The organism is Lelliottia sp. CFBP8978 (assembly GCF_034046055.2).
In the GTDB taxonomy this organism is placed as follows: domain Bacteria; phylum Pseudomonadota; class Gammaproteobacteria; order Enterobacterales; family Enterobacteriaceae; genus Enterobacter.
In genome coordinates, this window is record NZ_CM188253.1 from 2864278 (window position 1) to 2887422 (window position 23145).

General features: G+C 53.5%; 20 protein-coding genes. 6 read left to right on the plus strand and 14 right to left on the minus strand.

The annotated features are described in order from the left end of the window. The first annotated feature begins 162 nt into the window (after positions 1–162). The gene (gene yohP, locus SOM82_RS13515; protein WP_015572324.1) at positions 163–246 is read left to right on the plus strand and encodes a small membrane protein YohP; all 84 of its coding nucleotides are present in this window, start codon (positions 163–165) and stop codon (positions 244–246) included. Between the two features lie 46 nt (positions 247–292). On the opposite strand, the gene SOM82_RS13520 is transcribed toward yohP, so the two are convergent. The 4 genes from SOM82_RS13520 to dusC form a co-directional block, all read right to left on the minus strand. After that, on the minus strand, positions 293–1687 hold the full coding sequence (locus SOM82_RS13520) for a glycoside hydrolase family 1 protein (RefSeq protein ID WP_320459782.1): 1395 nt from the start codon (positions 1685–1687) through the stop codon (positions 293–295). 12 nt (positions 1688–1699) lie between these two features. Then, positions 1700–3562, minus strand: a complete 1863-nt coding sequence (gene bglF, locus SOM82_RS13525; RefSeq protein WP_320459781.1) for a PTS beta-glucoside transporter subunit IIABC — start codon at positions 3560–3562, stop codon at positions 1700–1702. 136 nt (positions 3563–3698) lie between these two features. Beyond that, a complete protein-coding gene (gene licT, locus SOM82_RS13530; RefSeq protein ID WP_320459780.1) occupies positions 3699–4532 on the minus strand; it encodes a BglG family transcription antiterminator LicT in 834 nt (277 codons plus the stop codon). A gap of 311 nt (positions 4533–4843) precedes the next feature. After that, a complete protein-coding gene (gene dusC / locus SOM82_RS13535) occupies positions 4844–5776 on the minus strand; it encodes a tRNA dihydrouridine(16) synthase DusC (RefSeq protein WP_320459779.1) in 933 nt (310 codons plus the stop codon). A 293-nt stretch (positions 5777–6069) separates the two neighbouring features. Between dusC and SOM82_RS13540 the strand changes: the two genes are divergently transcribed. The 4 genes from SOM82_RS13540 to sanA all read left to right on the plus strand — a co-directional run bounded on the left by SOM82_RS13540 (position 6070) and on the right by sanA (position 9020). Continuing rightward, positions 6070–6468, plus strand: a complete 399-nt coding sequence (locus tag SOM82_RS13540; protein WP_154127371.1) for a CidA/LrgA family protein — start codon at positions 6070–6072, stop codon at positions 6466–6468. Next, a complete protein-coding gene (locus tag SOM82_RS13545; protein ID WP_154127372.1) occupies positions 6465–7160 on the plus strand; it encodes a CidB/LrgB family autolysis modulator in 696 nt (231 codons plus the stop codon). Before SOM82_RS13540 ends, SOM82_RS13545 begins: the two co-directional genes overlap by 4 nt. 128 nt (positions 7161–7288) lie before the next feature. Next, entirely contained in the window at positions 7289–8173 is an 885-nt protein-coding gene (gene cdd, locus SOM82_RS13550; protein ID WP_320459778.1) for a cytidine deaminase, read from the plus strand. Positions 8174–8300: 127 nt separating this feature from the next. After that, entirely contained in the window at positions 8301–9020 is a 720-nt protein-coding gene (gene sanA / locus SOM82_RS13555) for an outer membrane permeability protein SanA (protein ID WP_154127374.1), read from the plus strand. A gap of 47 nt (positions 9021–9067) precedes the next feature. On the opposite strand, the gene mglC is transcribed toward sanA, so the two are convergent. The 7 genes from mglC to SOM82_RS13590 form a co-directional block, all read right to left on the minus strand. After that, on the minus strand, positions 9068–10078 hold the full coding sequence (gene mglC / locus SOM82_RS13560; RefSeq protein ID WP_100779526.1) for a galactose/methyl galactoside ABC transporter permease MglC: 1011 nt from the start codon (positions 10076–10078) through the stop codon (positions 9068–9070). Positions 10079–10093: 15 nt separating this feature from the next. Further along, positions 10094–11614, minus strand: a complete 1521-nt coding sequence (gene mglA / locus SOM82_RS13565; protein ID WP_154127375.1) for a galactose/methyl galactoside ABC transporter ATP-binding protein MglA — start codon at positions 11612–11614, stop codon at positions 10094–10096. A gap of 81 nt (positions 11615–11695) precedes the next feature. After that, positions 11696–12694: a galactose/glucose ABC transporter substrate-binding protein MglB gene (gene mglB, locus SOM82_RS13570; RefSeq protein ID WP_154127376.1), complete on the minus strand. Its 999-nt coding sequence runs from the start codon at positions 12692–12694 to the stop codon at positions 11696–11698. A gap of 294 nt (positions 12695–12988) precedes the next feature. Then, positions 12989–14011, minus strand: coding sequence for an HTH-type transcriptional regulator GalS (gene galS / locus SOM82_RS13575; protein ID WP_154127377.1), 1023 nt, complete (start codon positions 14009–14011; stop codon positions 12989–12991). A 155-nt stretch (positions 14012–14166) separates the two neighbouring features. Continuing rightward, the gene (gene yeiB / locus SOM82_RS13580; protein ID WP_320459777.1) at positions 14167–15324 is read right to left on the minus strand and encodes a DUF418 domain-containing protein YeiB; all 1158 of its coding nucleotides are present in this window, start codon (positions 15322–15324) and stop codon (positions 14167–14169) included. Positions 15325–15339: 15 nt separating this feature from the next. Continuing rightward, positions 15340–16008: a GTP cyclohydrolase I FolE gene (folE, locus tag SOM82_RS13585; protein WP_154127379.1), complete on the minus strand. Its 669-nt coding sequence runs from the start codon at positions 16006–16008 to the stop codon at positions 15340–15342. A 104-nt stretch (positions 16009–16112) separates the two neighbouring features. Further along, positions 16113–17261, minus strand: coding sequence for a YbfB/YjiJ family MFS transporter (locus SOM82_RS13590; RefSeq protein ID WP_320459776.1), 1149 nt, complete (start codon positions 17259–17261; stop codon positions 16113–16115). A gap of 138 nt (positions 17262–17399) precedes the next feature. On the opposite strand from SOM82_RS13590, the gene fghA reads away from it, so the two are divergent. Next, entirely contained in the window at positions 17400–18236 is an 837-nt protein-coding gene (gene fghA, locus SOM82_RS13595) for an S-formylglutathione hydrolase (protein WP_320459775.1), read from the plus strand. A 72-nt stretch (positions 18237–18308) separates the two neighbouring features. Here fghA and cirA read toward each other — a convergent pair whose 3' ends face one another. The 3 genes from cirA to yieE form a co-directional block, all read right to left on the minus strand. Next, positions 18309–20279, minus strand: coding sequence for a catecholate siderophore receptor CirA (cirA, locus tag SOM82_RS13600; protein ID WP_320459774.1), 1971 nt, complete (start codon positions 20277–20279; stop codon positions 18309–18311). A gap of 291 nt (positions 20280–20570) precedes the next feature. After that, complete coding sequence (gene lysP / locus SOM82_RS13605) at positions 20571–22040, minus strand: lysine-specific permease (RefSeq protein ID WP_320459773.1); 1470 nt, start codon at positions 22038–22040, stop codon at positions 20571–20573. A 130-nt stretch (positions 22041–22170) separates the two neighbouring features. After that, a complete protein-coding gene (gene yieE, locus SOM82_RS13610; RefSeq protein ID WP_154127384.1) occupies positions 22171–23037 on the minus strand; it encodes a DNA-binding transcriptional regulator YeiE in 867 nt (288 codons plus the stop codon). Positions 23038–23145 lie beyond the last annotated feature (108 nt).

The following is a 23145-nucleotide window of genomic DNA, read 5'->3' on the forward strand; positions in this document are numbered from 1 at the left end:
AGTAACCCGTGGCAATACTTAATTTGATATATACGTACACAATCAGAAAAATATTTATCTTGTGAATTAATAAGTTAAATTCATTCATGTAACTTATTATTTAGCTTTACCGTCAGGCTGCTACACTTTATTCACTTAAGCTCATTGGCTAAGGAGAAGGGAATGAAGATATTACTGTGGGTTATCTTAATCATTTTTTTGATTGGTTTACTGGTCGTGACGGGCGTATTTAAAATGATTTTCTGATGATTTGCCCGACCGATTATTGTTGGTCGGGCAAAGCTTCGTGCGATTACGCTTTTAGCGAAGCGCCTTTGGTCGAAATGACCTCTTTGTACCAGTGGAAGCTTTTCTTACGGCTGCGGGCCAGCGTGCCCTTACCGCTGTCATCGCGATCGACGTAAATAAAGCCGTAGCGTTTGGACAACTCCGCTTTCGACGCACTCACCAGATCGATCGGCCCCCAACTGGTGTACCCCATCACCTCAACGCCGTCTTCGATTGCCTCGCGCACCTGCACCAGATGATCGTTGAGATAGTCAATACGATAGTCATCCTGCACGATGCCGTCGGCATCAGGTTTATCTTTCGCGCCCAGACCATTTTCAACAATAAACAGCGGCTTCTGATAGCGATCCCACAGCACATTCAGCAGAGTACGCAGACCAACCGGGTCAATCTGCCAGCCCCACTCTGAGCTGGCGAGATGCGGGTTTGGCACCATGCTTAAAATGTTGCCGCGCGCCTGCTGGTTCAGCTCTTCATCCGTAGTGACACAACCGGTCATATAATAGCTGAAGGAGATAAAATCGACGGTCGATTTCAGCGCCTCGCGATCGGCATCGGTGACCTCAAGCTGAATACCGTTATCGCGGAAGAAACGCAGCATATAGCCCGGATAAGCGCCGCGACACTGCACATCGCCGAAGAACTGCCACGCGCGGTTCTCCTGCAACGCTTCCAGGACATCGTCCGGCTTACAGGTGAGCGGATAGACCAGCCCTCCCAGCAGCATATTGCCAATTTTGCCTTCCGGGATAATCTCATGACAGGCTTTCACCGCCAATGCGCTGGCCACCAGCTGATGATGGATAGCCTGGTAGACTTGCGCTTTACTGCTGGTTTCCGGCAGGCCGACGCCCGTCATTGGCGCATGCAGGGACATATTGATTTCGTTAAATGTCAGCCACAACTTCGCTTTGTCTTTGTAGCGGGTAAACACCGTGCGCGCATAACGCTCGAAGAAACCTATCACCTGACGGCTGCCCCAGCCACCGTACTGTTTCACCAGGCCCCACGGCATTTCATAGTGCGACAGCGTCACCAGCGGAGTGATATTGTGCGCGGCCAGTTCGTCAAACAGTTTGTCGTAAAACGCCAGACCCGCTTCATTCGGCTGCTGCTCATCCCCGTCAGGGAAAATACGCGTCCAGGCGATAGAGACACGCAGGCAGCTAAATCCCATCTCAGCAAACAGCTTAATATCGTCCGGATAGCGATGATAAAAATCGATCGCCACATCCTTAATCCCGCTGTCGCCCGGCACGCGCTCCACCACCGGGCCAAATACACCCTTCGGCTGGACGTCCGACGTTGACAGGCCTTTGCCATCTTCAAGGTAAGCGCCTTCTACCTGGTTGGCAGCAACCGCGCCGCCCCATAAAAATGCATCCGGGAAAGTTTTCATCACGTTCTCCTGTTATTGATGGCTGACGGTCAGCAGCGGCGCACCGGCGTTGACGGCGCTGGCCGCCACGGTGATCACCTCGGCATAACTGTCGCTGTTACTGATAATAATCGGGGTCGCCAGATCGTATCCGGCGTCAAGAATGGCCTGTCTGTCGAATTCCAGCAGCAGATCGCCAGGCTTCACTTTATCGCCCACGTTGACGTGAGCGGTGAACGGTTTACCGTCGAGCTTAACGGTGTCGATACCGACGTGGATCAGCACTTCAATGCCGCTTTCGCTTAGCAGGCCAATCGCGTGTTTGGTCTGGAACAGCGAGGCGACCTCACCCGCAAACGGGGCGATAACTTTGTTATCAGACGGGATAATTGCCGCGCCCTGACCGAGAAGACCGCTCGCAAAAGTGGCATCCGGCACCTGATCCAGGGCCAGTACCGTCCCGCTCATGGGCGAAAGCACATCGTCTTCGCCCGCGGTTACCGCGACCGGCGTCGTCTCAACTACACGCCCCGGCATCCCCGCAACCAGCGTCATCACGCAACTCAAAATCAGTGCCACCACGGTCCCGATAATCCCCCCCCACAGCGAGGCATCAATGCCACCCGGCGGGATCATCTGCGCAATGGTAAAGATATTGGCAAACCCAAAGGAGTAAACGTAGGCCTGGCTCAGGCCTACGATGGCACCGCCAATCGCCCCGGCCACGCAGCCAAAGATGAACGGACGGCGCAGCGGCAAGTTCACGCCATACACCGCCGGCTCGGTGATGCCAAAGATCCCCGCCGTTACCGATGAGCCCGCCAGCATTTTCAGACGCGCATCGCGAGTGCGCAGGAAGACCCCCAGCGCGGCCCCCACCTGCCCCATCACCGCAGGCAGCAGCATCGGCAGCATCGAGTCATGCCCCAGCACCGCCAGGTTATTGATCATTAGCGGCACCAGCCCCCAGTGCAGACCGAAGATCACGCACACCTGCCACAGCGCCCCCATCGCAGCACCCGCCAGCCACGGGGCAAGGACATAAATCACCTGATAGCCGTTAGCCAGTAGCTGGCTCAGCCAGGTCGCTACCGGTCCAATCACCAGGAAGGTCAACGGGACGGTGACCGCTAAACAGATCAGCGGCGTAAAGAAATTTTTCATCGACGACGGCAGCAGCTTGCCGCTCTGTTTTTCCAGCCAGCAGCTGACCCACGCTGCGAAAATAATCGGGATCACCGACGCGCTGTAGTTGAACCAGGTGACCGGAATTCCAAGAAATGCGTCCGCTACAGCCACGGTTTGTTGGCTGGCCTCAAACGCCTGAATCATCATCGGATGGGTCAGCGCACCGCCGATGACCATGGTGATAAACGGATTGCCGCCAAATTTCTTCCCGGCCGTGTAGCCCAGCACCAGCGGGAAGAAGAAGAATAAGGCATCGCTTGCCGCAAACCAGATCTTGTAGGTTCCGCTGTCAGGACTGAGCCACCCGCAAACCACGGCCAGCGCCAGCAATCCTTTCAAAATACCGGATGCCGCCAGGATGCCAATAAACGGGGTAAAGATGCCGGAGACAACGTCGATCAAGCGCCCGAGAAGATTGCCTTTTTCTCCGTTCTCGTCTGCGGCCACTGGCGTATCGTCATGCAAACCCGCTTCAGCCCGCACCGCTTTCCAGACATCATTCACATGGTTTCCAATCACCACCTGAAATTGCCCGCCGCTTTCGACGACCATGATCACACCCGGATTTTTCTTCAGCCCTTCGGCATCCGCTTTTTGATTTTCTTTCAGTTTAAAGCGAAGCCGGGTGGCGCAATGAACCAGACTGATGATGTTATCTTTGCCCCCTACGTGGCCGAGAATATCCTTCGCCAAAGCTTGATATTCCATCTCGATTTCCTTTCTTCGATGCCCGCAGGCATCTGTTGACTGAGTATAAAAATAAAAAAACCCGAGAACGGCACCTCTTCAGATGCCGCGCTCAGGTTTTGCCTGCGTTATGCAGTAACAATCCAGATTTTGGGGCTTATCGCCCTTCTTTTCTCACGCGCTCAATATGAATGGTGAGAAACATAATTTCTTCCGTCGTCAGCTCGCGCTGATAACTTTTCTGCAAATACTGCGCGATTTTCTCGGCGCACATCCAGGCTTTCGCGTAGTTGTCTTTTACCGCCGTATGCAGCGTCACATCGTCATCTTCCACCACGGTGCGGGTCAGCATCCGTTGAGCAAAGAACTTCAGATGGGTGACAAAGCGCTGATAGCTGAGCGACTCTTCGTCATATTCCAGCTGAAGCTGATACTTCACCAGCTGCAGGATCTCCTGCATTACGCGGGTGACGTGCATCACTTCAGGCATTTCGCTGTTCAGCTGCGCGGTAACCAGATGAAGGGCAATAAAGCCCGCTTCATCTTCAGCAAGCTCCACCCCGAGCCTGCTGGCGATAATCGCTCTCGCTTCCTGCCCCAGCTCAAACTCTTTCGGGTACAGACGTTTGATCTCCCACAACAGCACATTTTTGATCGCTAAGCCTTTCTTTTGCCGTTCGATGGCAAAATGGCAGTGGTCGGTCAACGTGATGTAGAGGCTATCCTGCAATTTCCCCAGCCGCTGCACCGCCAGCCCAATAATGCGGTCGCAGGTGGTCATCACCTCCAGCGGGATCTGACTGAGTAACTCCCCCAGCCGACGCGCTAGTTCGTCACTTTGCAGTGCGAAAACCTTTTCCACTTTCTCCGCGTCAAGATCTTCACCAATGCGTTTCTGGAAGGCCAGCCCGCACCCCATCACGACCTGTTCGCGCTTGTGCTCATCCAGAACAACCACCACATTATTATTAAGAATTTTGGCGATTTTCATCAGAACCCCAGAAACAAAAAAACCTGACCTCCGGCAGATGCCAGAAAATCAGGTTTTGCCTGCCGCAGCAGTAACAATCCAGTTTTTGCACTCTATCAGTTTCATTCGCAGCCTCAATGTATCACGTGTAAAAACGTGACGCAGGTCGTCATTGATGCGGTTTTACCCTGATGTCAGAAGGCCACGGCGGTTTTCAGTTCCGTCATTCAGCACTCTGCGTTTGCGGAACACCTCAGTAAACTCAGCGCATATAGCGTTTTATATGCCATATGCAGGCCTGCGAGCGCATTGACGCTCCGATCCCGACGCTATTATTTGGCCTGAATGACGCGCGTAATATCGGCTGAGGTCTGTAATGTGCGGATCTCCTGAAAGAGTCCGAGCGCCTCACTGTATTCTTTACGTAAATAACTCAGCCACTGTTTAATACGAGCCACATGATAAAGCCCCGTATCACCCTGCTTTTCCAGGCGAGAATATTTTTGCAATAGCGTGACCACATCAGGCCACGGCATACGCGGTTCGTTGTATTTTACCACCCGACTCAGGTTGGGCACGTTGAGCGCCCCGCGACCGATCATGACGGAATCGCAGCCGGTCTCTTTGAGACACGCCTGAGCGCTCTCGTAATCCCAGATTTCGCCGTTCGCGATCACCGGTATCGACAGACGCTGGCGGATCTCACCGATGGCCTGCCAGTTAATGCGTTCGGCTTTGTAGCCGTCCTCTTTGGTCCGCCCGTGCACCACCAGCTCCGTTGCACCGGCCTGCTGTACCGCATCGGCAATTTCAAACTGGCGATCGCCGCTGTCCCAGCCAAGACGCACTTTTACCGTCACCGGTAAATGAGCAGGTACGGCCTCACGCATCGCTTTCGCGCCACGGTAAATCAGCTCGGGATCTTTCAGTAACGTTGCGCCACCGCCGCTGCCGTTGACCATTTTGGACGGACAGCCGCAGTTGAGATCCACACCGTAAGAGCCCAGCTCTACGGCGCGGGCGGCGTTCTCCGCCAGCCACTCCGGGTATTGCCCCAGCAGCTGGATACGCACCAGCGTACCGGAAGTGGTCCGGCTCTGACGATGCAGCTCCGGGCAGAGTCGATAAAACGACTTTACTGGCAACAGCATATCGACCACCCGTAAAAACTCGGTGACGCAAAGATCGTAATCATTGACCTCAGTCAGCAGCTCGCGCACCAGTGAGTCGAGCACGCCTTCCATCGGCGCCAGTAATACCCGCATGATCAATACCTGTGAAAAAAGACGCGCTATGGTAGCCGCTCTCCTGAAGCGTGGAAAGGCTTTCAAGCGAGACTCCGCAACCCGCCGTAAGGACAGAGGTGTTTCTCTCCTTTCACTGCTTCAAATCTGGGCACGACAACTACACTGATTGTTATCGCTTTTACCGTTAATCCTGTGAAAATGCCCGACGTTCCAGAAAGGAATGTCTGGTATGCTCAAAATTCATGATGTGATCCGTAGCACGTTTTAACGTTTAATTGTATGATGAATATGTTCCATCAAGGACTTTCACCATGAGCAAATCATTCAATATTATCTGGCAATATCTGCGCGCGTTTATTCTGATTTATGCCTGCCTCTATGCGGGGATTTTCATTTCATCTCTGCTGCCTATCACCATTCCCGGCAGCATTATCGGCATGCTGATTCTTTTTCTGCTGCTGGCGCTGCAAATTCTTCCCGCAAAATGGGTCAACCCGGGCTGCTTCGTTCTTATCCGCTATATGGCGCTACTGTTTGTGCCGATCGGCGTCGGCGTGATGCAATATTACGATCTGCTTAAAGCGCAGTACGGCCCAATTCTGGTCTCCTGTGCGGTGAGTACGCTGGTGGTGTTCCTGGTGGTGAGCTGGAGTTCGCATCTGGTGCACGGCGAACGCAAAGTCGTTGGGCAGAAAGGAAGTAAAAAATGATGGCCAATATCTGGTGGTCGCTGCCACTGACACTGGTGGTGTTTTTCGCCGCACGTAAACTTGCCGCCCGTTTTAAAATGCCGCTGCTCAACCCGCTGCTGGTGGCGATGGTGGTGATTATTCCGTTCCTGCTGCTCACCGGCATTCCTTACGAACGCTATTTTGCGGGCAGTAAGATTTTAAACGATCTGCTGCAGCCTGCCGTCGTGGCGCTGGCGTTTCCGCTTTACGAGCAGCTGCATCAGATCCGCGCCCGCTGGAAATCGATCATTACCATCTGCCTGATCGGTAGCGTGGTGGCGATGGTCACAGGCACCTCGGTTGCCCTGCTGATGGGCGCCTCACCGCAAATCGCCGCCTCTATTCTGCCGAAATCCGTGACCACGCCGATTGCGATGGCCGTGGGCGGCAGCATCGGTGGTATCCCGGCCATTAGCGCCATGTGCGTGATTTTTGTCGGGATCCTGGGGGCGGTGTTTGGCCATACGTTGCTCAATTTAATGCGTATCCGCACCAAAGCCGCACGCGGTCTGGCAATGGGAACCGCCTCACACGCCCTTGGTACTGCGCGCTGTGCGGAGCTGGATTATCAGGAAGGCGCTTTCAGCTCGCTGGCGCTGGTGATTTGCGGGATTATGACCTCGCTGATTGCTCCGTTCCTGTTCCCGATTATTCTGGCGGTGGTGGGCTAAAATTTGCGATGCGTCGCGCAAAATTCATTTTGATTTCATAAGTTGCACACATAATGAGAACTGGATCACATATAAAGCCCTGTTGGCTCCGTACACTACCGATCCATTAACCTTTATGAGGCATTGCCATGCACCCACGTTTTCAAACTGCTTTCGCCCAGCTCGCAGAGAATTTGCAATCAGCCCTGGCCCCGGTTCTGGCGGATACGCACTTCCCCGCCATGCTGTCGGCAGAGCAGGTCGCGACGCTTAAACAGGCAACGGGACTGGACGAAGACGCGCTGGCTTTCGCATTACTGCCGCTGGCTGCCGCCTGCGCCAGAGCCGATCTCTCCCATTTTAACGTCGGCGCAATCGCGCGCGGCGTCAGTGGAGCCTGGTATTTCGGCGGGAACATGGAGTTCCTTGGTGCGACCATGCAACAAACCGTCCACGCAGAACAAAGCACTATCAGCCATGCGTGGCTGCGCGGTGAAAAAGCGCTGCAAGCCATCACCGTCAACTACACCCCTTGCGGTCATTGCCGTCAGTTTATGAATGAGCTGAACAGCGGTCTGCAACTGCGCATTAATCTGCCAGGCCGTGAGCCACATACGCTTGGCGATTATCTGCCAGATGCTTTTGGCCCGAAAGATCTGGAGATCAAAACGCTGCTGATGGACGAGCAGAACCACGGCTTTGCGTTAACGGGCGACGAACTGGCCCAGTCGGCGATCGCTGCGGCGAACAACAGCCATGCACCCTACAGCCAGGCGCCGAGCGGCGTGGCGCTGGAGTGCCGTGATGGCCGTATCTTCACCGGCAGCTACGCCGAAAATGCCGCATTCAACCCGACGCTGCCACCGCTGCAAGGCGCACTCAATCTGCTGAGCCTGAACGGGTACGACTACCCGGATATTCAGCGCGCGATTCTGGCTGAAAAAGGCGATGCGCCTTTAATTCAGTGGGACGCCACCGCCGCGACCCTGAAAGCGCTGGGTTGTTCTGCCATCGACCGCGTGTTACTGGCTTAATGCTTTTGGCGGACAGAAATGTCCGCCATACTGATGAAAATCCCCCCAATCAAACCACCGTTTCTTGCGCTTCACAGGCGGGTACAGTAGCCTGAGTGAAATTTCACCCACGGATCGAGTCATCTTCATGTTAAAGCGTGTGTTTTACAGCCTGTCTGTCCTGGTCGGCATACTGCTGTTGACGGCGCTCGGCCTCGATCGCTGGATGAGCTGGAAAACCGCCCCCTATATTTTTGATGATTTGCAGGACCTGCCCTATCGCCAGGTCGGCGTGGTGCTGGGGACGGCAAAATATTATCGTACCGGGGTCATTAATCAGTACTACCGCTACCGCATTCAGGGCGCGCTAAACGCCTATAACAGCGGCAAGGTCAATTACCTGCTGCTGAGCGGCGATAATGCCCAGCAGAGCTATAACGAGCCGGTGACGATGCGTAAGGATTTGATTGCCGCTGGCGTCGATCCGGCGGATATCGTGCTTGATTATGCCGGATTCCGCACGCTGGATTCGATCGTCCGCACGCGTAAAGTCTTTGATACCAATGATTTCATCATCATCACTCAACGCTTCCACTGCGAACGAGCGCTCTTTATCGCGCTCCATATGGGCATTCAGGCCCAGTGTTATGCGGTCCCTTCGCCTAAAGATATGTGGAGCGTCCGCGTTCGCGAGTTTGGCGCACGCTTTGGTGCTCTGGCCGACCTTTATCTCTTCAAGCGTGAACCTCGTTTTTTAGGCCCGCTGGTTCCCATCCCGGCGATGCACCAGATACCGGAAGATGCGCAGGATTACCCGGCGGTCACCCCGGAACAGCTGCTGGATATAGAGAAGAAAACCCGCAAATAAAAAAAGCCCGCTCAACGATGAGCGGGCTTTTTCCATCTGTAACGTGATTACTTCTTACGTGCGTACTTCAGTGAATCCAGCGCAACGGCGAAGATAATAATCGCGCCCTTGATAATATACTGCCAGTACGGGTTCACGCCGATGTAGGTCAGACCGTAGTTGATGACGGTAAAGATGATAACACCGGTGACCACGCCAACAACTGTCCCCACCCCACCGCTGAAGGAAACGCCACCCACTACGCAGGCTGCGATCGCATCCAGTTCATACATAAAGCCCAGGTTGTTGGTGGCTGAGCCGATACGGCCCGCTTCCAGTAACCCACCGAAGGCATAGAACACACCGGACAGCGCATAAATCATCAGCAGGTTCAGAGCAACGTTAACCCCTGATACTTTAGCCGCTTCCGGGTTACCGCCGATGGCGAAGATGTTTTTACCGAAGCGAGTTTTGTTCCACAGCACCCAGACAAACGCGACGGCAATCAGCGCGTAGAAAGTGATGTAAGAGAGTCGGAAACTGCCCAGCGCCACAAAGCCTTGTGCAAACGTTGAGAAGCCGCTGTCAAAGCCAGAAATGGGCGATGCACCGACAAAGTCGTAGTACAGGGAGTTGATACCGTAAACGATAATCATCGTACCCAACGTGGTGATAAACGGCGTCACATTCAGGTAAGCAATGATAATACCGTTGATCAGGCCAATGATGGCGCCGACGACGCAGACAATCAGCACCACCACGATAATCGGCATAGTCGCCATTTCCGGGAAGACTTTGTTCGCGTTTTCCATCGACTGTAACAGCGTTGCCGCCACGACCGCCGCCAGGCCAACCTGACGTCCGGCTGACAGATCAGTACCCTGAGTCACAATCAGCCCCGCGACACCCAGAGCAATGATGATACGCACTGAGGACTGGGTCAGAATGTTACTCAAGTTTAATAAACTTAAGAACGTGGGGTCCTGGAAAATAATAATGGCCAGTAACACTAAAAGAACAACGTAAATACCGCCTTCTTTCAGATAAGTGAGAAAACTTTTTTTATTTAACGCACTCATGAGGAGCCCCTGATCTTAAAGGTGCAAAGACGCAAGACGGAGAATTTCGTTTTGCGTTGTCGTTTTGGTGTCAACAATTCCGGCAACGAGACCATTGCTCATAACCAGAATACGATCTGTGATCCCTAACAATTCCGGCATTTCGGAAGAAATAATAATGATCCCTTTATTCTTTTTAGCCAGTTCAGCTATCAGCTGATAGATTTCAAATTTTGCACCAACGTCGATACCACGCGTAGGTTCATCAAGCATTAAAATTTCTGGCTGGGTTAATAACCAGCGGCCAATAATGACTTTCTGCTGATTACCGCCGGACAGTGAACCAATTTGCGTCTGGTGTCCTGGCGTTTTCACACGCATGGAGTCGATAACCCACTGGGTATCGCTTTTCATACGGGAAGTATCCAGCAGACCAATTTTATTTTTATAATTACGAATATTCGAAATGAGCGAGTTAAAATTAATATCCAGGTACGCATAAATTCCCGTTGAGCGGCGCTCTTCGGTCACCAGCGCAAAACCGTGGTTAATCGCTTCGTTCGCATTATGGTTATTAATTCTCTTGCCGTGCAGCGTGATAGTGCCATCGGATTTTTCACGGATACCAAACAGCGTTTCCACGATATCGGTACGTTTCGCCCCGACCAGTCCGGCAATACCTAAAATTTCGCCTTTGTGAAGGTCAAAGGAGACATCGCGGATAGAGGGCTGGCGTAGTGACGTAAGATTGCGCACTTCCAGAATCACCTCGCCCGGCTTGTTTTCTTTATCCGGGAAACGCTGGTTCAGGGAGCGGCCAACCATCATGGAAATGATCTTATCCATGTCCAGCCCTTCGAGCGGCTGAGTCGCAATCCACTGTCCGTCACGCAGAATGGTGATTTCATCACACAGCTGGAAGATCTCTTCCATTTTATGCGAGATATACACAATGCCACAGCCGCGATCTTTCAGTTTACGGATAATAGTAAAAAGGTGATTAACCTCTTTTTCCGTTAACGATGAAGTCGGTTCATCCATGATGACAATTTTCGCATCATAGGAAAACGCTTTGGCAATTTCAATCATCTGCATCTGAGACACGGATAACGTCCCTACGCGCGCGCGCGGGTCGATTTCAATATCCAGCTCGTCGAAAATAGCTTTGGTGTCGCGATACATTTTATCCTGATCGACAAATACGCCTTTGGTCGGATAACGACCCAGCCACATATTGTCCATAACAGAACGTTGAAGAACCAGGTTTAATTCCTGGTGAACCATCGAAATACCATTTTCCAGCGCTTCTTTGGCGGAATGGAAGTCGATCTCTTTTCCCTGAAAAAGAATGCTACCAGAATCTTTTTGATAGATTCCGAAAAGACACTTTAATAATGTTGATTTGCCCGCACCATTCTCACCCATCAACGCATGAATAGAGTGAGGACGCACTTTTAAATTAACATTATCGAGGGCCTTAACGCCTGGAAAAGACTTGTTAATACTGCTCATTTCTAACAAGAATTCGCCTGACGACTGAGTATTTGTGCTGACCATAATTATACCTTGACGGCCTCGCATATCGCGTTATAAAAGGGCGCAACGAATTGCGCCCTGTGAGAACATGCAATCTCTGACTTATTTACCGATAAACTCAGCCAGGTTTGACTGGTCTACGCCCACGTAAGGTACGCGAACGATTTTATTCTCGATCTTCCAGGTGGTGCCATCAGCTGCGCCTTTGCCATCCGCCAGGTTTTTCGCCAGATCGAAGGTTGCTTTCGCCTGGTTGTTTGCGTCGTTCAGAACGGTACCGGCCATTGCGCCAGATTTAACCAGAGCCAGCGCTTCTGGCAACGCATCCACGCCGAATACCGGGATAGAGGATTTATTGTGTGCTTTCAGCGCTTCAACTGCACCCATTGCCATCGCATCGTTGTTGGCGATTACCACTTCGATTTTGTTAGCGTTCGGGCCAGACAGCCACGCGTCCATCTTATCTTTCGCCTGAGCGGTATCCCACATCGCGGTGTCTAACGCCAGCTGCTGGGTTTTCAGGCCTTTGTCGTTCAGCTCTTTGATAACGTAAGTGGTACGTGCTTCAGCATCCGGATGGCCCGGCTCGCCTTTCAGCAGTACGAACTGAACCTGACCATCTTTGTTCAGATCCCAGTTTGGATTTGCGGCCCAGTGTTTTGCGATCAGATCGCCCTGGATAATACCGGACTCTTTGGAGTCAGTACCCACGTAGAAGGCTTTGTCATAGCTGTCGAGCGCTTTGCGAGAAGGTTCTTTGTTGAAGAAGACGATTGGCACATTCTGGCCGCGCGCTTTCTCAATGACCGTACCTGCTGCTGCCGGGTCAACCAGGTTGATTGCCAGGGCTTTCACGCCTTTCGCCAGCAGAACGTCAATTTGGTCGTTCTGTTTGGACTGGTCGTTCTGAGAGTCGTTCATCAGCAGCTGAACGTCTGGCGCTGCTTTAGCATCTTTCTCGATAGCTTTACGAACAACAGACATAAAGTTGTCGTCGTATTTATAGATAGTCACACCAATACGGGTATCCGCAGCGTGCGCTGCTGCACCAAAAAGCATGCTTGCCATCACAGCAGACAGAGTCAACACCTTCTTATTCATGGTATCTCCGGTTTTTTTTATGCAGGGTAGTTCTTGTGAATAACGGTCGGCGGGCAGGTGTTAATAAAACGTTACTGACTGCCGAAGTTCACTTATAAAATTTCTATCTTCCGTGTTCGGTAACGCTCCAGAATGCGTTTTATTCGTTGTTTGTGGCACTTTGACTATTGTGAAAGTGATTAATCACCGTTACATAGCGTTTCAGTTCCCAAAACGCTGACATCATAGTCATCGCCTTGTTAAGATACTGTGAATTTACTCACAGATTGAAAACGGTTACATCACCCTCTGTTATCAGTTAGTGATCGGAGCCACAATTTGTCTTAACGCCACAGAGTGGCGGCGTACTAAAGTAGGCATGAAACAGTGCGTTGCGTCCGGATCCAGCTGCCCTGCGGCTCCCTGTAACGCCAGCTCAGTGGCGAGACGGGCCATTGATGCAATCGGATAGCGTACGGTCGTCAGCTGCGGGTCCGTGTAACGGGCGATTGGGATATCATCGAAACCAATCAATGACAAATGCTGTGGCACAGCAATGCCGTTGTCTTTCAACGCCGTCAGCGCCCCGGCGGCCATGCTGTCGTTGTAGGCAAAGACGGCCGTCAGTTGCAGGTTACGTCCCAGCAGTTCGACCATGGCAGCTTCTCCGCCCTGCATATCCGGCGAGCCGGTACCCATCCAGCTGTCCACCGGCATGATTCCGGCCTCTTTCAGGGCGTTCTGCCACCCCTCGCGCCGCATGTCGTCATCTTCAATGTGATGGCTGGAGGCCAGATAGCCGACGCGCTGATGGCCGTTGCTGAGTAACATTCGCGTGGCCATCATTGCCCCACTCACGTTATCCAGCGCCACACAGCGATGGGCATATCCCGGTACGACACGGTTGATCAGAACCATGCCGGGGATATGATCCATAAACCCGGATAACTCTTCGTCACTTAATGCTTTTGAGTGTACAATCAATGCGTTACATCGTTGGCGAATCAGTACCTCAATGGCGTGACGCTCTTTTTCAGCCTCATGATAGCTATTGCCGATCAACACATATTTCTGATGCTGTTGGGCCACAACATCGACGGCTTTGACCAACGCGCCAAAAAACGCATCGGAGACATCCATCACCACCACGCCAATGGTGTCGCTCACCTGGGTGGCAAGCGCCTGAGCATTGGCATTCGGGCGATAGCCCAGCTCGTTGACCGCTTTCATCACGGTTTCACGCGTTTCAGGGCTGACCAGCGCGCTGTTGTTCAGCACGCGGGAAACGGTAGCAACAGAAACACCCGCGATGCGGGCTACGTCACGAATGGTGATCATATTCACCATCCTTAAATGGATTGCAGCAACTCACAGACACCCCCTGTGTTTAGCAAGGAGGCTATTTTGGCAGCGACAGAGAGGGGACTACGTGAAGAAGCTCACACAGATGAAAACGGTTACATCCGTTTTGTTAATGATTGTGATCCAGATCGTTATCTGGATGTATGAGTCAGTGATACACCCGAAGCGCGTGCGGTTAATTGACGCCACAGCCACTCCACCGGTCCCTGGCGGAAATAACGCAGCCAGAAAACGGAAAAGCCGATGTTCGCAATCCACACCGGAACCACAAACGCCAGCAGCTGAAGCCTGTCGAATTTCATAAACAGATCGAAACGATAGAAAAGCGTGGTGCAAATCAGGGTTTGTAGCAGGTAGTTGGTCAGCGCCATTCGCCCGACGCAGGCCACCGCAGAGGCTAATTTCCACCGCGCAATATGCGACCAGAAACCGTAGATTAACGATGCGTAGCCAATGGTTTGAAACGGCGCGCTTAACTCGCGCGGGGCCTGCAACAGAAATGCGCACCAGCGGTAATCCCAGTCCAGCCGCCATTGCGCAATCACCGCCGGAAGATTGATTGCCACACCGAGCAGGATCAGCCCCGCCCCCACTAAGCGATAGTGTCGGGCGCTGAATTCCCCTTTCAGCCAACCGGTACGCATCAGCGCCGCGCCCATCAGCATCATCCCCGCCAGCTGCCAGCCATACTGCGCACCCAGAGCAATCAGATTATCACCCAGCATATCGGCCCGGTTGCTGATGGCTTCTACGCCGCCTTTCAGTTTCCAGAATTGTTCATACTGAAGATTTGCCGCATCCGGTATCCAGGAACGGTTCGTTGCGCCGCCGGAGATCATTCCCAGCAACAGCAGTACGCCGATGCCGATAAGATAAAGAATGACACCCGTGTTGAAGAGACTTTTGACATCCTGAGCGTCGCGGATCATCCGCCAGCAGATCAATCCCACTAACCCATAAGCCAGCAAAATATCGCCGTCCCAGAGTAACAGCCCATGGAGAAAACCGAGGAGGACCAGTAGCGTCAGGCGGGACTGGATCCAGCGCTTCCCGCGCTTGAGCAGTATCTGCAATCCCGCACCGAAAAGGAGCGCGAAGAGGGTGAGGAATTTGACCTGAGCAAAGAGATCCAGAATCGCCCAGGTCCAGGCATCACTACGAGTGATATCGCCATACCAGGCAGGATTCAGATAAGCGGCCTTTGGCAAACCAAAGGCGCTGATATTAAGCAGCAGGATACCGAGGATGGCGACGCCACGAACAAAATCCAGCGTGACATTACGCTCCATTACCCTGCCCTTTAATTAGTTATGATGACGCACGGCGCGCAGGAACTCCTGGCGAGTGTTCTGGCTGGATTTAAACAGACCGCCCAGCGAGGTTGTGGTCGTCGCACTGGTCGCATCGCGCACGCCGCGTGCTTTCACGCAGTAGTGAACCGCGTCAATCGACACTGCCACGTTATTGGTTCCCAGCAGCGTTTGCAGCGCCGTCAGGATCTGCTGCGTCAAACGTTCCTGAACCTGCGGACGTTGAGCAAAGAATTGCACGATGCGGTTGATTTTGGACAGGCCAATAACCGTATCTTTAGGGATATACGCTACCGTGGCTTTGCCATCAATAGTCACAAAGTGATGTTCACAGGTGCTGGTCAGCGTGATGTCGCGCACGGTCACCATTTCATCAACTTTCATCTTGTTTTCGATGACGGTGATTTTCGGGAAGTTGGCGTAATCGAGGCCAGAGAAAATCTCATCGACGTACATTTTTGCGATACGGTGCGGCGTCTCCATCAGGCTGTCATCGCTCAGGTCGAGATTCAGCAACTGCATGATCTCAGTCATGTGCCCGGAAATAAGACGTTTACGTGTTTCGTTGTCCAGTTCATTAACCGGCGGGCGCAGCGGGGTTTCAAGACCACGCGCAACCAGCGCTTCGTGAACGAGGGCGGCTTCTTTACTGAGTGATGGCATTATTTTTCTCCTGCAGGTGTGGCTGCCTTTTGCCCTCTTTGAGGCAAAAGTGTGCGCTCATTGTGCGTGAGGTGGCGCACATAATCCAGTATTCACGGTGATAATTATTGCAATTGTTGCTGCCTTTCGGCCTGACGATTCCAGACCAGCGCTCCGCCGACAAAAAGTGCCACGCCCGCCAGGCCGAGAGCAGGCTCCAGCTGATGGGTCAGCCACGTCGATAAAGCCGAGGTCATCGGGCCAATCAGCTGACCGATGGCGTAGCCGGTGGTCAGTAATCCCGCCATATAGCGCGTGTGCTGAGGCGCCAGCTCCCGACCACAAAGCAGCGACAGCTGAACAGCGCAGAGAAAACCGCCGCCCACCAATAGCGCACCGGTCACCAGGCCGCCGATTCCCGGCAACAGCCAGGCGGCAAACACGCCCACCCCTTGTAACCACAGCACGATGGACAGCCGGCGATTTGACGTCGAGACATGACGCAGCGCGATACTCAGTGCGATCCCGACGACGGAAGCCGCACCAAATACGGGCCAGACAAACTGGGCAAACACACTGCCCGGAAAGCGAAGCGCCGCCATTTGCGATAAAAAGGTCGCCGGAAGAATGTAGCCAAATCCCGCCAGGCTGTAGCTCCAGACGAGGCGGCGCAGGTCGGCGGTCAGCACCAGAGGCTGCGGCGCCGTCCCGGGACGATGTAACTGCCCCGTTCGCGGCAGATAACGCGCAACCAGCACAATTAAAATCAGCGCCAGCACGCCATAAATCTGCCATGCAGCCCCCGCTGACAGCGAACGCGCCTGAATGTACACGGCAAGCAAACCGCTTAACGCAATCCCCGCCCCCGGCCCGGCAAATACCGCCGCGCTCAGGCCCGGCTTACCAAAATGGGCCAGCCGTTCGTTAGTCCACGCGGCAATCAGCACCATTGACCAGCCGCTCATACAGCCAATGACAAAACGCATAATCCCATGAACAATGGCGTTATCCGCTATTGCCGACAGCAGCGTCAGTGCAACAGCACCAAAAATGCCGAGCCAGAGCCGTCCTTCGACAAAACGATGCGCGCGCATAGCATCCCAGGCACCCACGAGATAGCCGAGATAGTTCATGGCCGCCACCAGCCCGGCGCTGGTTAACGTCAACTGCCCGGCCTCAATCATCAGTGGAACCTGAGGTGTGAAGGCAAACCGGCCAATCCCCATGGCCACAACCAACACCACAAATCCACTGAGCGCGATTCGCAGCGCCATGGTTGCCTCATTTGTTAAAATTAAGTTAATTAATGATGCAACATCTGGCGTGACAGCGGAAGTGAAAGTTGCTCACAGGTGAATGAATTATCTGTATTATGGATTTCATGAATAGCTAAATGAAGTAAGGAGCCTTGCATGGAACTGCTCGAAGAGCACCGTTGTTTTGAAGGTCGGCAGCAGCGCTGGCGGCACGACTCCACCACGCTGAACTGCGCGATGACGTTCAGCATTTTTCTGCCGCCGACAGGCGAAAATGTTAAGCCACCGGTGTTGTACTGGCTCTCCGGCCTGACCTGCAATGATGAAAACTTCTCCACCAAAGCCGGGGCGCAGCGTATCGCGGCGGAGCTGGGGATCGCGCTGGTGATGCCAGATACCAGCCCGCGCGGCGATGATGTCGCTGACGATGCCGGGTACGATCTGGGTAAAGGCGCAGGTTTTTATTTGAATGCGACTCAGCAGCCCTGGGCAAGCCATTACCGGATGTACGATTACCTTCGCGACGAGCTGCCCGCGCTGGTGCAGGCTCAGTTTGAGGTGAGCGATCGCGCGGCTATCAGCGGCCATTCGATGGGCGGCCACGGCGCGTTAATCATGGCGCTTAAAAATCCAGGTCAATTCACCAGCGTGTCGGCATTTGCGCCGATTGTGAACCCGACTCAGGTCCCGTGGGGGCAGAAGGCGTTTTCACATTATCTGGGTGAAGATGAATCAGTATGGCAGGAGTGGGACAGCTGCGCGTTAATGCAGGCCAGCCAGCCGGGAGACGCTATCCCTACCCTGATCGATCAGGGTGATGCGGATCAGTTTCTTGCCAACCAGCTTCAACCCGCCGTGCTGGCGGAAGTGGCGCGCCAGAAAGCCTGGCCGCTGACGCTGCGCATTCAGCCCGGACACGACCACAGCTATTACTTTATTGCGTCGTTTATCGAAGATCATCTCCGCTTCCATGCGGAGCACCTGCTGAAGTAATCAGCGGGTCATCGGGGGCATTATGCCCCCTTGCCCTCTCACCATCAGAGAGGGCTTTATCATCGCACCAGTTTAGAAGCGATAATCCACCGCCATAAAGTAACGGCGACCATCTTCCGTATAACTGTAATCGTCACGACTGAGATCTTTGTCCATCAGGTTTTGCACACCCGCGCGCAGCTTGACGTTTTTTGTTGCCTGCCAGGCGCCACCGGTGTTCCAGACCACGTAACCGCCAGGCGTTGCATCGCCATCGGTGAGCGCACGTTTCTCGCCGGTGTAGTTCCCCTGCACATAGAATGACCAGGCATCGGTAGCCTGCCAGTCGACCGTACCGTTAGCGGTATGGAACGGCAGCTCCGACAGTGGCTTATTGCCGCCATTACTGATATCACGACCATCGTTATAGGTGTAATTCAGCGTCATTTTCCAGTCTTCAGCCAGCGGGAATTTCAGCTCCGTTTCCACACCGCGGATACGCGCTTTGTTAACGTTGTAGTAGCGGAAAATAGGCTCGCCGTCAGCATTCAGCCCAACATAATTGGGATAGCCAGCTGCCTGATTAACGTTAGCGGTACGTGAGATGCTGATACGGTCATCAACGTCATTCTGGAAGGTCGTGATGCTCGCTTGAACACCTTCTAACCAGCCCTCTTCCCCGGCGTAATACAGGCCCAGTTCAAAGCTTTCGCTGGTTTCCGGTTTCAGATCCGGGCTACCGACGATTTCACAAGCACCACGGCATGAACCGGTGGTCCAGTCAGGGCTTAACTGCAGCAGCGAAGGCGCTTTAAACGCCGTTGCCCAGCCCCCTTTCACCGTGACGGTATCGGTCGCGTTGTAAACCAGATACGCCCGCGGACTCCAGTGATCGCCGTAGGTTTCGTGATCATCCATACGCACGCCAGTGGTCAGCGCCAGCGGTTCAAAAATACGCCATTCGTTTTCAACAAACAGAGCGTACTGGCTGGCAGAGGTATTGCTGCTGGATCCCCCGGTCAGGTTTACCGGGTCTTTGAGCTTATCGTGGCGCCATTCCCCACCGAAGGTGAGCAATTGATTAATTTCGCCCAATGGCAGGACGTATTTCCCGTCGATGCTGTTGCTTTCTGAGGTAATTGGGCTGCTGTTGCCCGGGTTTTTGTTATCGACTTTTTCGCCGTAGAATTTCAGCTCGCTGTTGCCAGTATTCCAGCGCCCGTTGTGGCTCAGGGAGTAGTTCTGGCGTTCGAGGCGGTTCTGATTGAGGGAGTCGGAGTCGCGGTCCTGGCGGTCAAAACCGTAGCCTGCGGTGAAATCATGGTTTTCGTTCGGCGTCCACGCAAACTCTACGTTGGCATCACGGCTGGTAAATCCTTCGATGCGCGGGGTCTCACCCGTCGCGGTAGTCGAAGATTGCTGCTGGTCGTCTTTTTCACGTTTGGCCAGGCTACCGAACGCTTTCACGCCCAGGACGCCATCCACCAGCGGACCGCTGGTAAAGAACTGGCCGTTATAAGTATCACCGCGATCGCGATGCTCCTGAATCGTCGAGTCAGCCGTCAGCGTTCCGGTCCATTTCTGACCGATTTTTTTAGTGATGATGTTCACTACGCCGCCGAGGGCATCGGAACCGTACAGCGACGACATCGGCCCGCGCACCACTTCGATACGCTCAATGGCATCAACCGGGACCCAGTTGAGGTCGAAATCATTATGGCGGAAAACAGCATTGCGCGAGCTGACACGCTTGCCATCCACCAGGATTAAGGTATAGCTGCTGTCCAGCCCACGGATACTGACACCTTTTCGGTTATCGCCTTCGCTCGTGAGCTGCACGCCCGGAATATCCCGTAACACATCTTTCAGGTTCTGCACGGGTTTACGTTGCAGATCTTCCTGAGTAATGACGCTGATACTGGCGGGTGCATCTTTGAGGTTTTGTTCGGTGGCGGAAGCCGTGACAACCATCGTCTCGCCAGATTCGGCCGCGACAACAGGTAGCGCCAGGGACAGTGCGGACGCGCAGAGTCCTCCCCGTACGAAGGGATTTAACCTAAACATTCCATATCTCCATGAGGTAAACACAACAATATCAAATAATTATTGCTCACAGTGCATTGCATGCCGCTCGCTTCTATGGCGAGTCAACAGGGTGTTTATTTGCAGGTGTGGCAGCAACGTCTTCGTCAGACCAGCACGCGACGCTGACTCCTTCATCCTTTTGATAACGGCGTAACGATAAAGCAAACGATAATTATTATCAATTTAATTGTTAATAATTATGTCTTTTCTTCATAGTGTGGGCATAAAAAAACCCGCTCATTTGAGCGGGTTAAAAGAGAGGAAGTGCGGTTATGGTTTAGTACGTCCAGGGAAATCCATTTCGCTGTAGCGGACGAAACGCGTTCCCTTTGTCAGTTTGTAGCCAAACCAGATGATCAGGAACAGTGGAATACCAATATAAGTCGCCATCACGCCACCCCAGTCGATCGTGTCCGACAGGAAGGCTTCGTAGTTCTGGCCGAGGGTAATGGTCAGGCACAGAATAAAGGCGAAGATCGGTCCCAGCGGGAAAAAGCCCGAGCGGTACGGCAGATCGTTAATGTCGTGCCCCTGCTTCACATAGCCGCGACGGAAACGATAGTGGCTAATGGCAATACCCAGCCAGGCGATGAATCCCGTCATACCGGAGGTATTCAGCAGCCACAGATAGACCGTCTGATTACCAAACATGGAAGTCAGGAAGCACAGGCCTGCTACCACCGTCGTGGCATACAGCGCGTTACGCGGCACACCGCCACGAGACAGCTTAGAGAAAATGCGCGGTGCTTTACCGTCACAGGCCAGGGTGTACAGCATACGGGTTGACGCATACATGCCGGAGTTACCCGCCGAAAGTACCGCCGTCAGGATCACCGCATTCATTACCGCCGCCGCAGAGAGCAGACCCGCGTGCTGGAAGACCAGGGTGAATGGACTCACGCTGATATCTTTCACATCGTTACGCAGCAGGCTCGGGTCGGTGTAAGGAATGATCAGGCTGATAATCAGGATCGCAAACACATAGAACAGCAGGATACGCCAGAACACCTGACGCACTGCGCGGGGGATATTCTTCTCCGGCTCTTCTGATTCGCCGGCCGCGATACCAATCAGTTCGGTTCCCTGGAAAGAGAAGCCGACAATCATCGCCACACCAATCATTGCCGCAAAACCGCCGGCAAACGGCGCTTCGCCAATCTGCCAGTTGCTCCAGCCCGCTGGCTGCGCGCCTTTGAAGATCCCGACAATCATCGCCACGCCGACGACGATAAAGATGATCACCGTGGCGACTTTAATCAGCGAGAACCAGTATTCCGCTTCGCCAAAACCGCGTACCGAGATGTAGTTCAGCAGGAAGATCACTGCCAGGAAGACGGCGCTCCAGATCCAGCCTGGGGTGTCCGGGAACCACCAGTTCATCACCAGCTGCGCGGCGACGAGGTCAACGGCGATCGTGACCGCCCAGTTGTACCAGTAGTTCCAGCCCAGCGCGAAGCCGAAGCCTTCTTCAACGTATTTTTGCCCGTAAGTCGAAAAGGAACCGGATACCGGCATGTAAGCCGCCAGTTCGCCCAGACTGGTCATCAGGAAATACACCATCAGGCCAATCAGGATATAAGAAAAGAGTGCCCCGCCCGGGCCTGCTGCAGAAATGGTTGCGCCAGAGGCAACAAAAAGACCTGTACCAATCGATCCGCCAATAGCGATCATCGTCAGGTGACGCGCCTTGAGTTCGCGGCGTAGCGCGGGCGCTTCTGTGGTTTTAGTTTCGGAAACCATATGAAAATGCTGTCCATTCAAAAAATGAGGCGAGATTGTAGCAGACGATAAGCCATCCTTCTGGCAGAAATGCGCTGTTATAAGAGAGCTTCATGACAAGCCCAGGATTATTAGCAAAGCAGAGCCTGGACTAGATTTCGCAATAGCGCAAAAAACGCTGCAACGCGTTAGACAGATGTTTTTGCCGATGGTGAATACACCACAGCGTGCGTACCAGCTTTGGTAATGGCACCGGAATTTCTACCAGCGATCCGCTTTCCAGCTGCTCGGCGATCACTCGTCGCGACAAACAGCTAATCCCCAGCCCATGACGCACGGCATGCTTAATGGCTTCGGAATTCCCCAGCTCCATGCCCAGATGGAACTGCGGTAAATGCGAGAGCAACAGATAATCGACAATTTCACGCGTGCCTGAGCCGTGCTCGCGTAAAATCCACGGGGCCAGTGCCAGCCGGTCGAGCGTGACCTCACCCTGCAACAGCGGAGACGCCGGAGAAGAAAACACCACCAGCTCATCTTCCAGCCACGGCTCGGCAATGATATCGACGTTATGGCACGGCCCTTCGATAAGCCCAATGTCGACACGAAAATCAATAATCGCGTTAATCACATCCTGGCTATTACCGACGCTCATCTCCAGCGGTAGCGTCGGGAAATCGCGGCGATAGCGGGCAATCACTTCCGGAAGAATATAGTTGCCGATGGTGCTGCTGGCAAAGACGCGAATAGCACCGTTGTCCTCCCGGAATAGCTGCTCGATTTCCGTCGCCTGTTCCAGCAACGCCAGCGCGCGCGGATACAGCAGGCGACCATGTTCGTTCACCACCAGCCGCTTCCCTACCCGGTCAAAAAGCTGAACGCCCAGCTGTCCTTCAAGATCGGTTAACGCAGCGCTCACAGCAGACTGAGACAATGCCAGTCTCTGCGAGGCCTGCGTGGTCGACCCGCTTTTCAGCACTTCAGCAAATACTTCCAGTTGACGCAATGTAATGTGCATAGTGAACGTCCGCTTCGGTAAGCGCCTTGCTTACCACTTATAAAGATTAATTATAAATATATAATCAATTTTATTTTTAAGCCAGAGCGCCGTAACCTTTCAGGCATA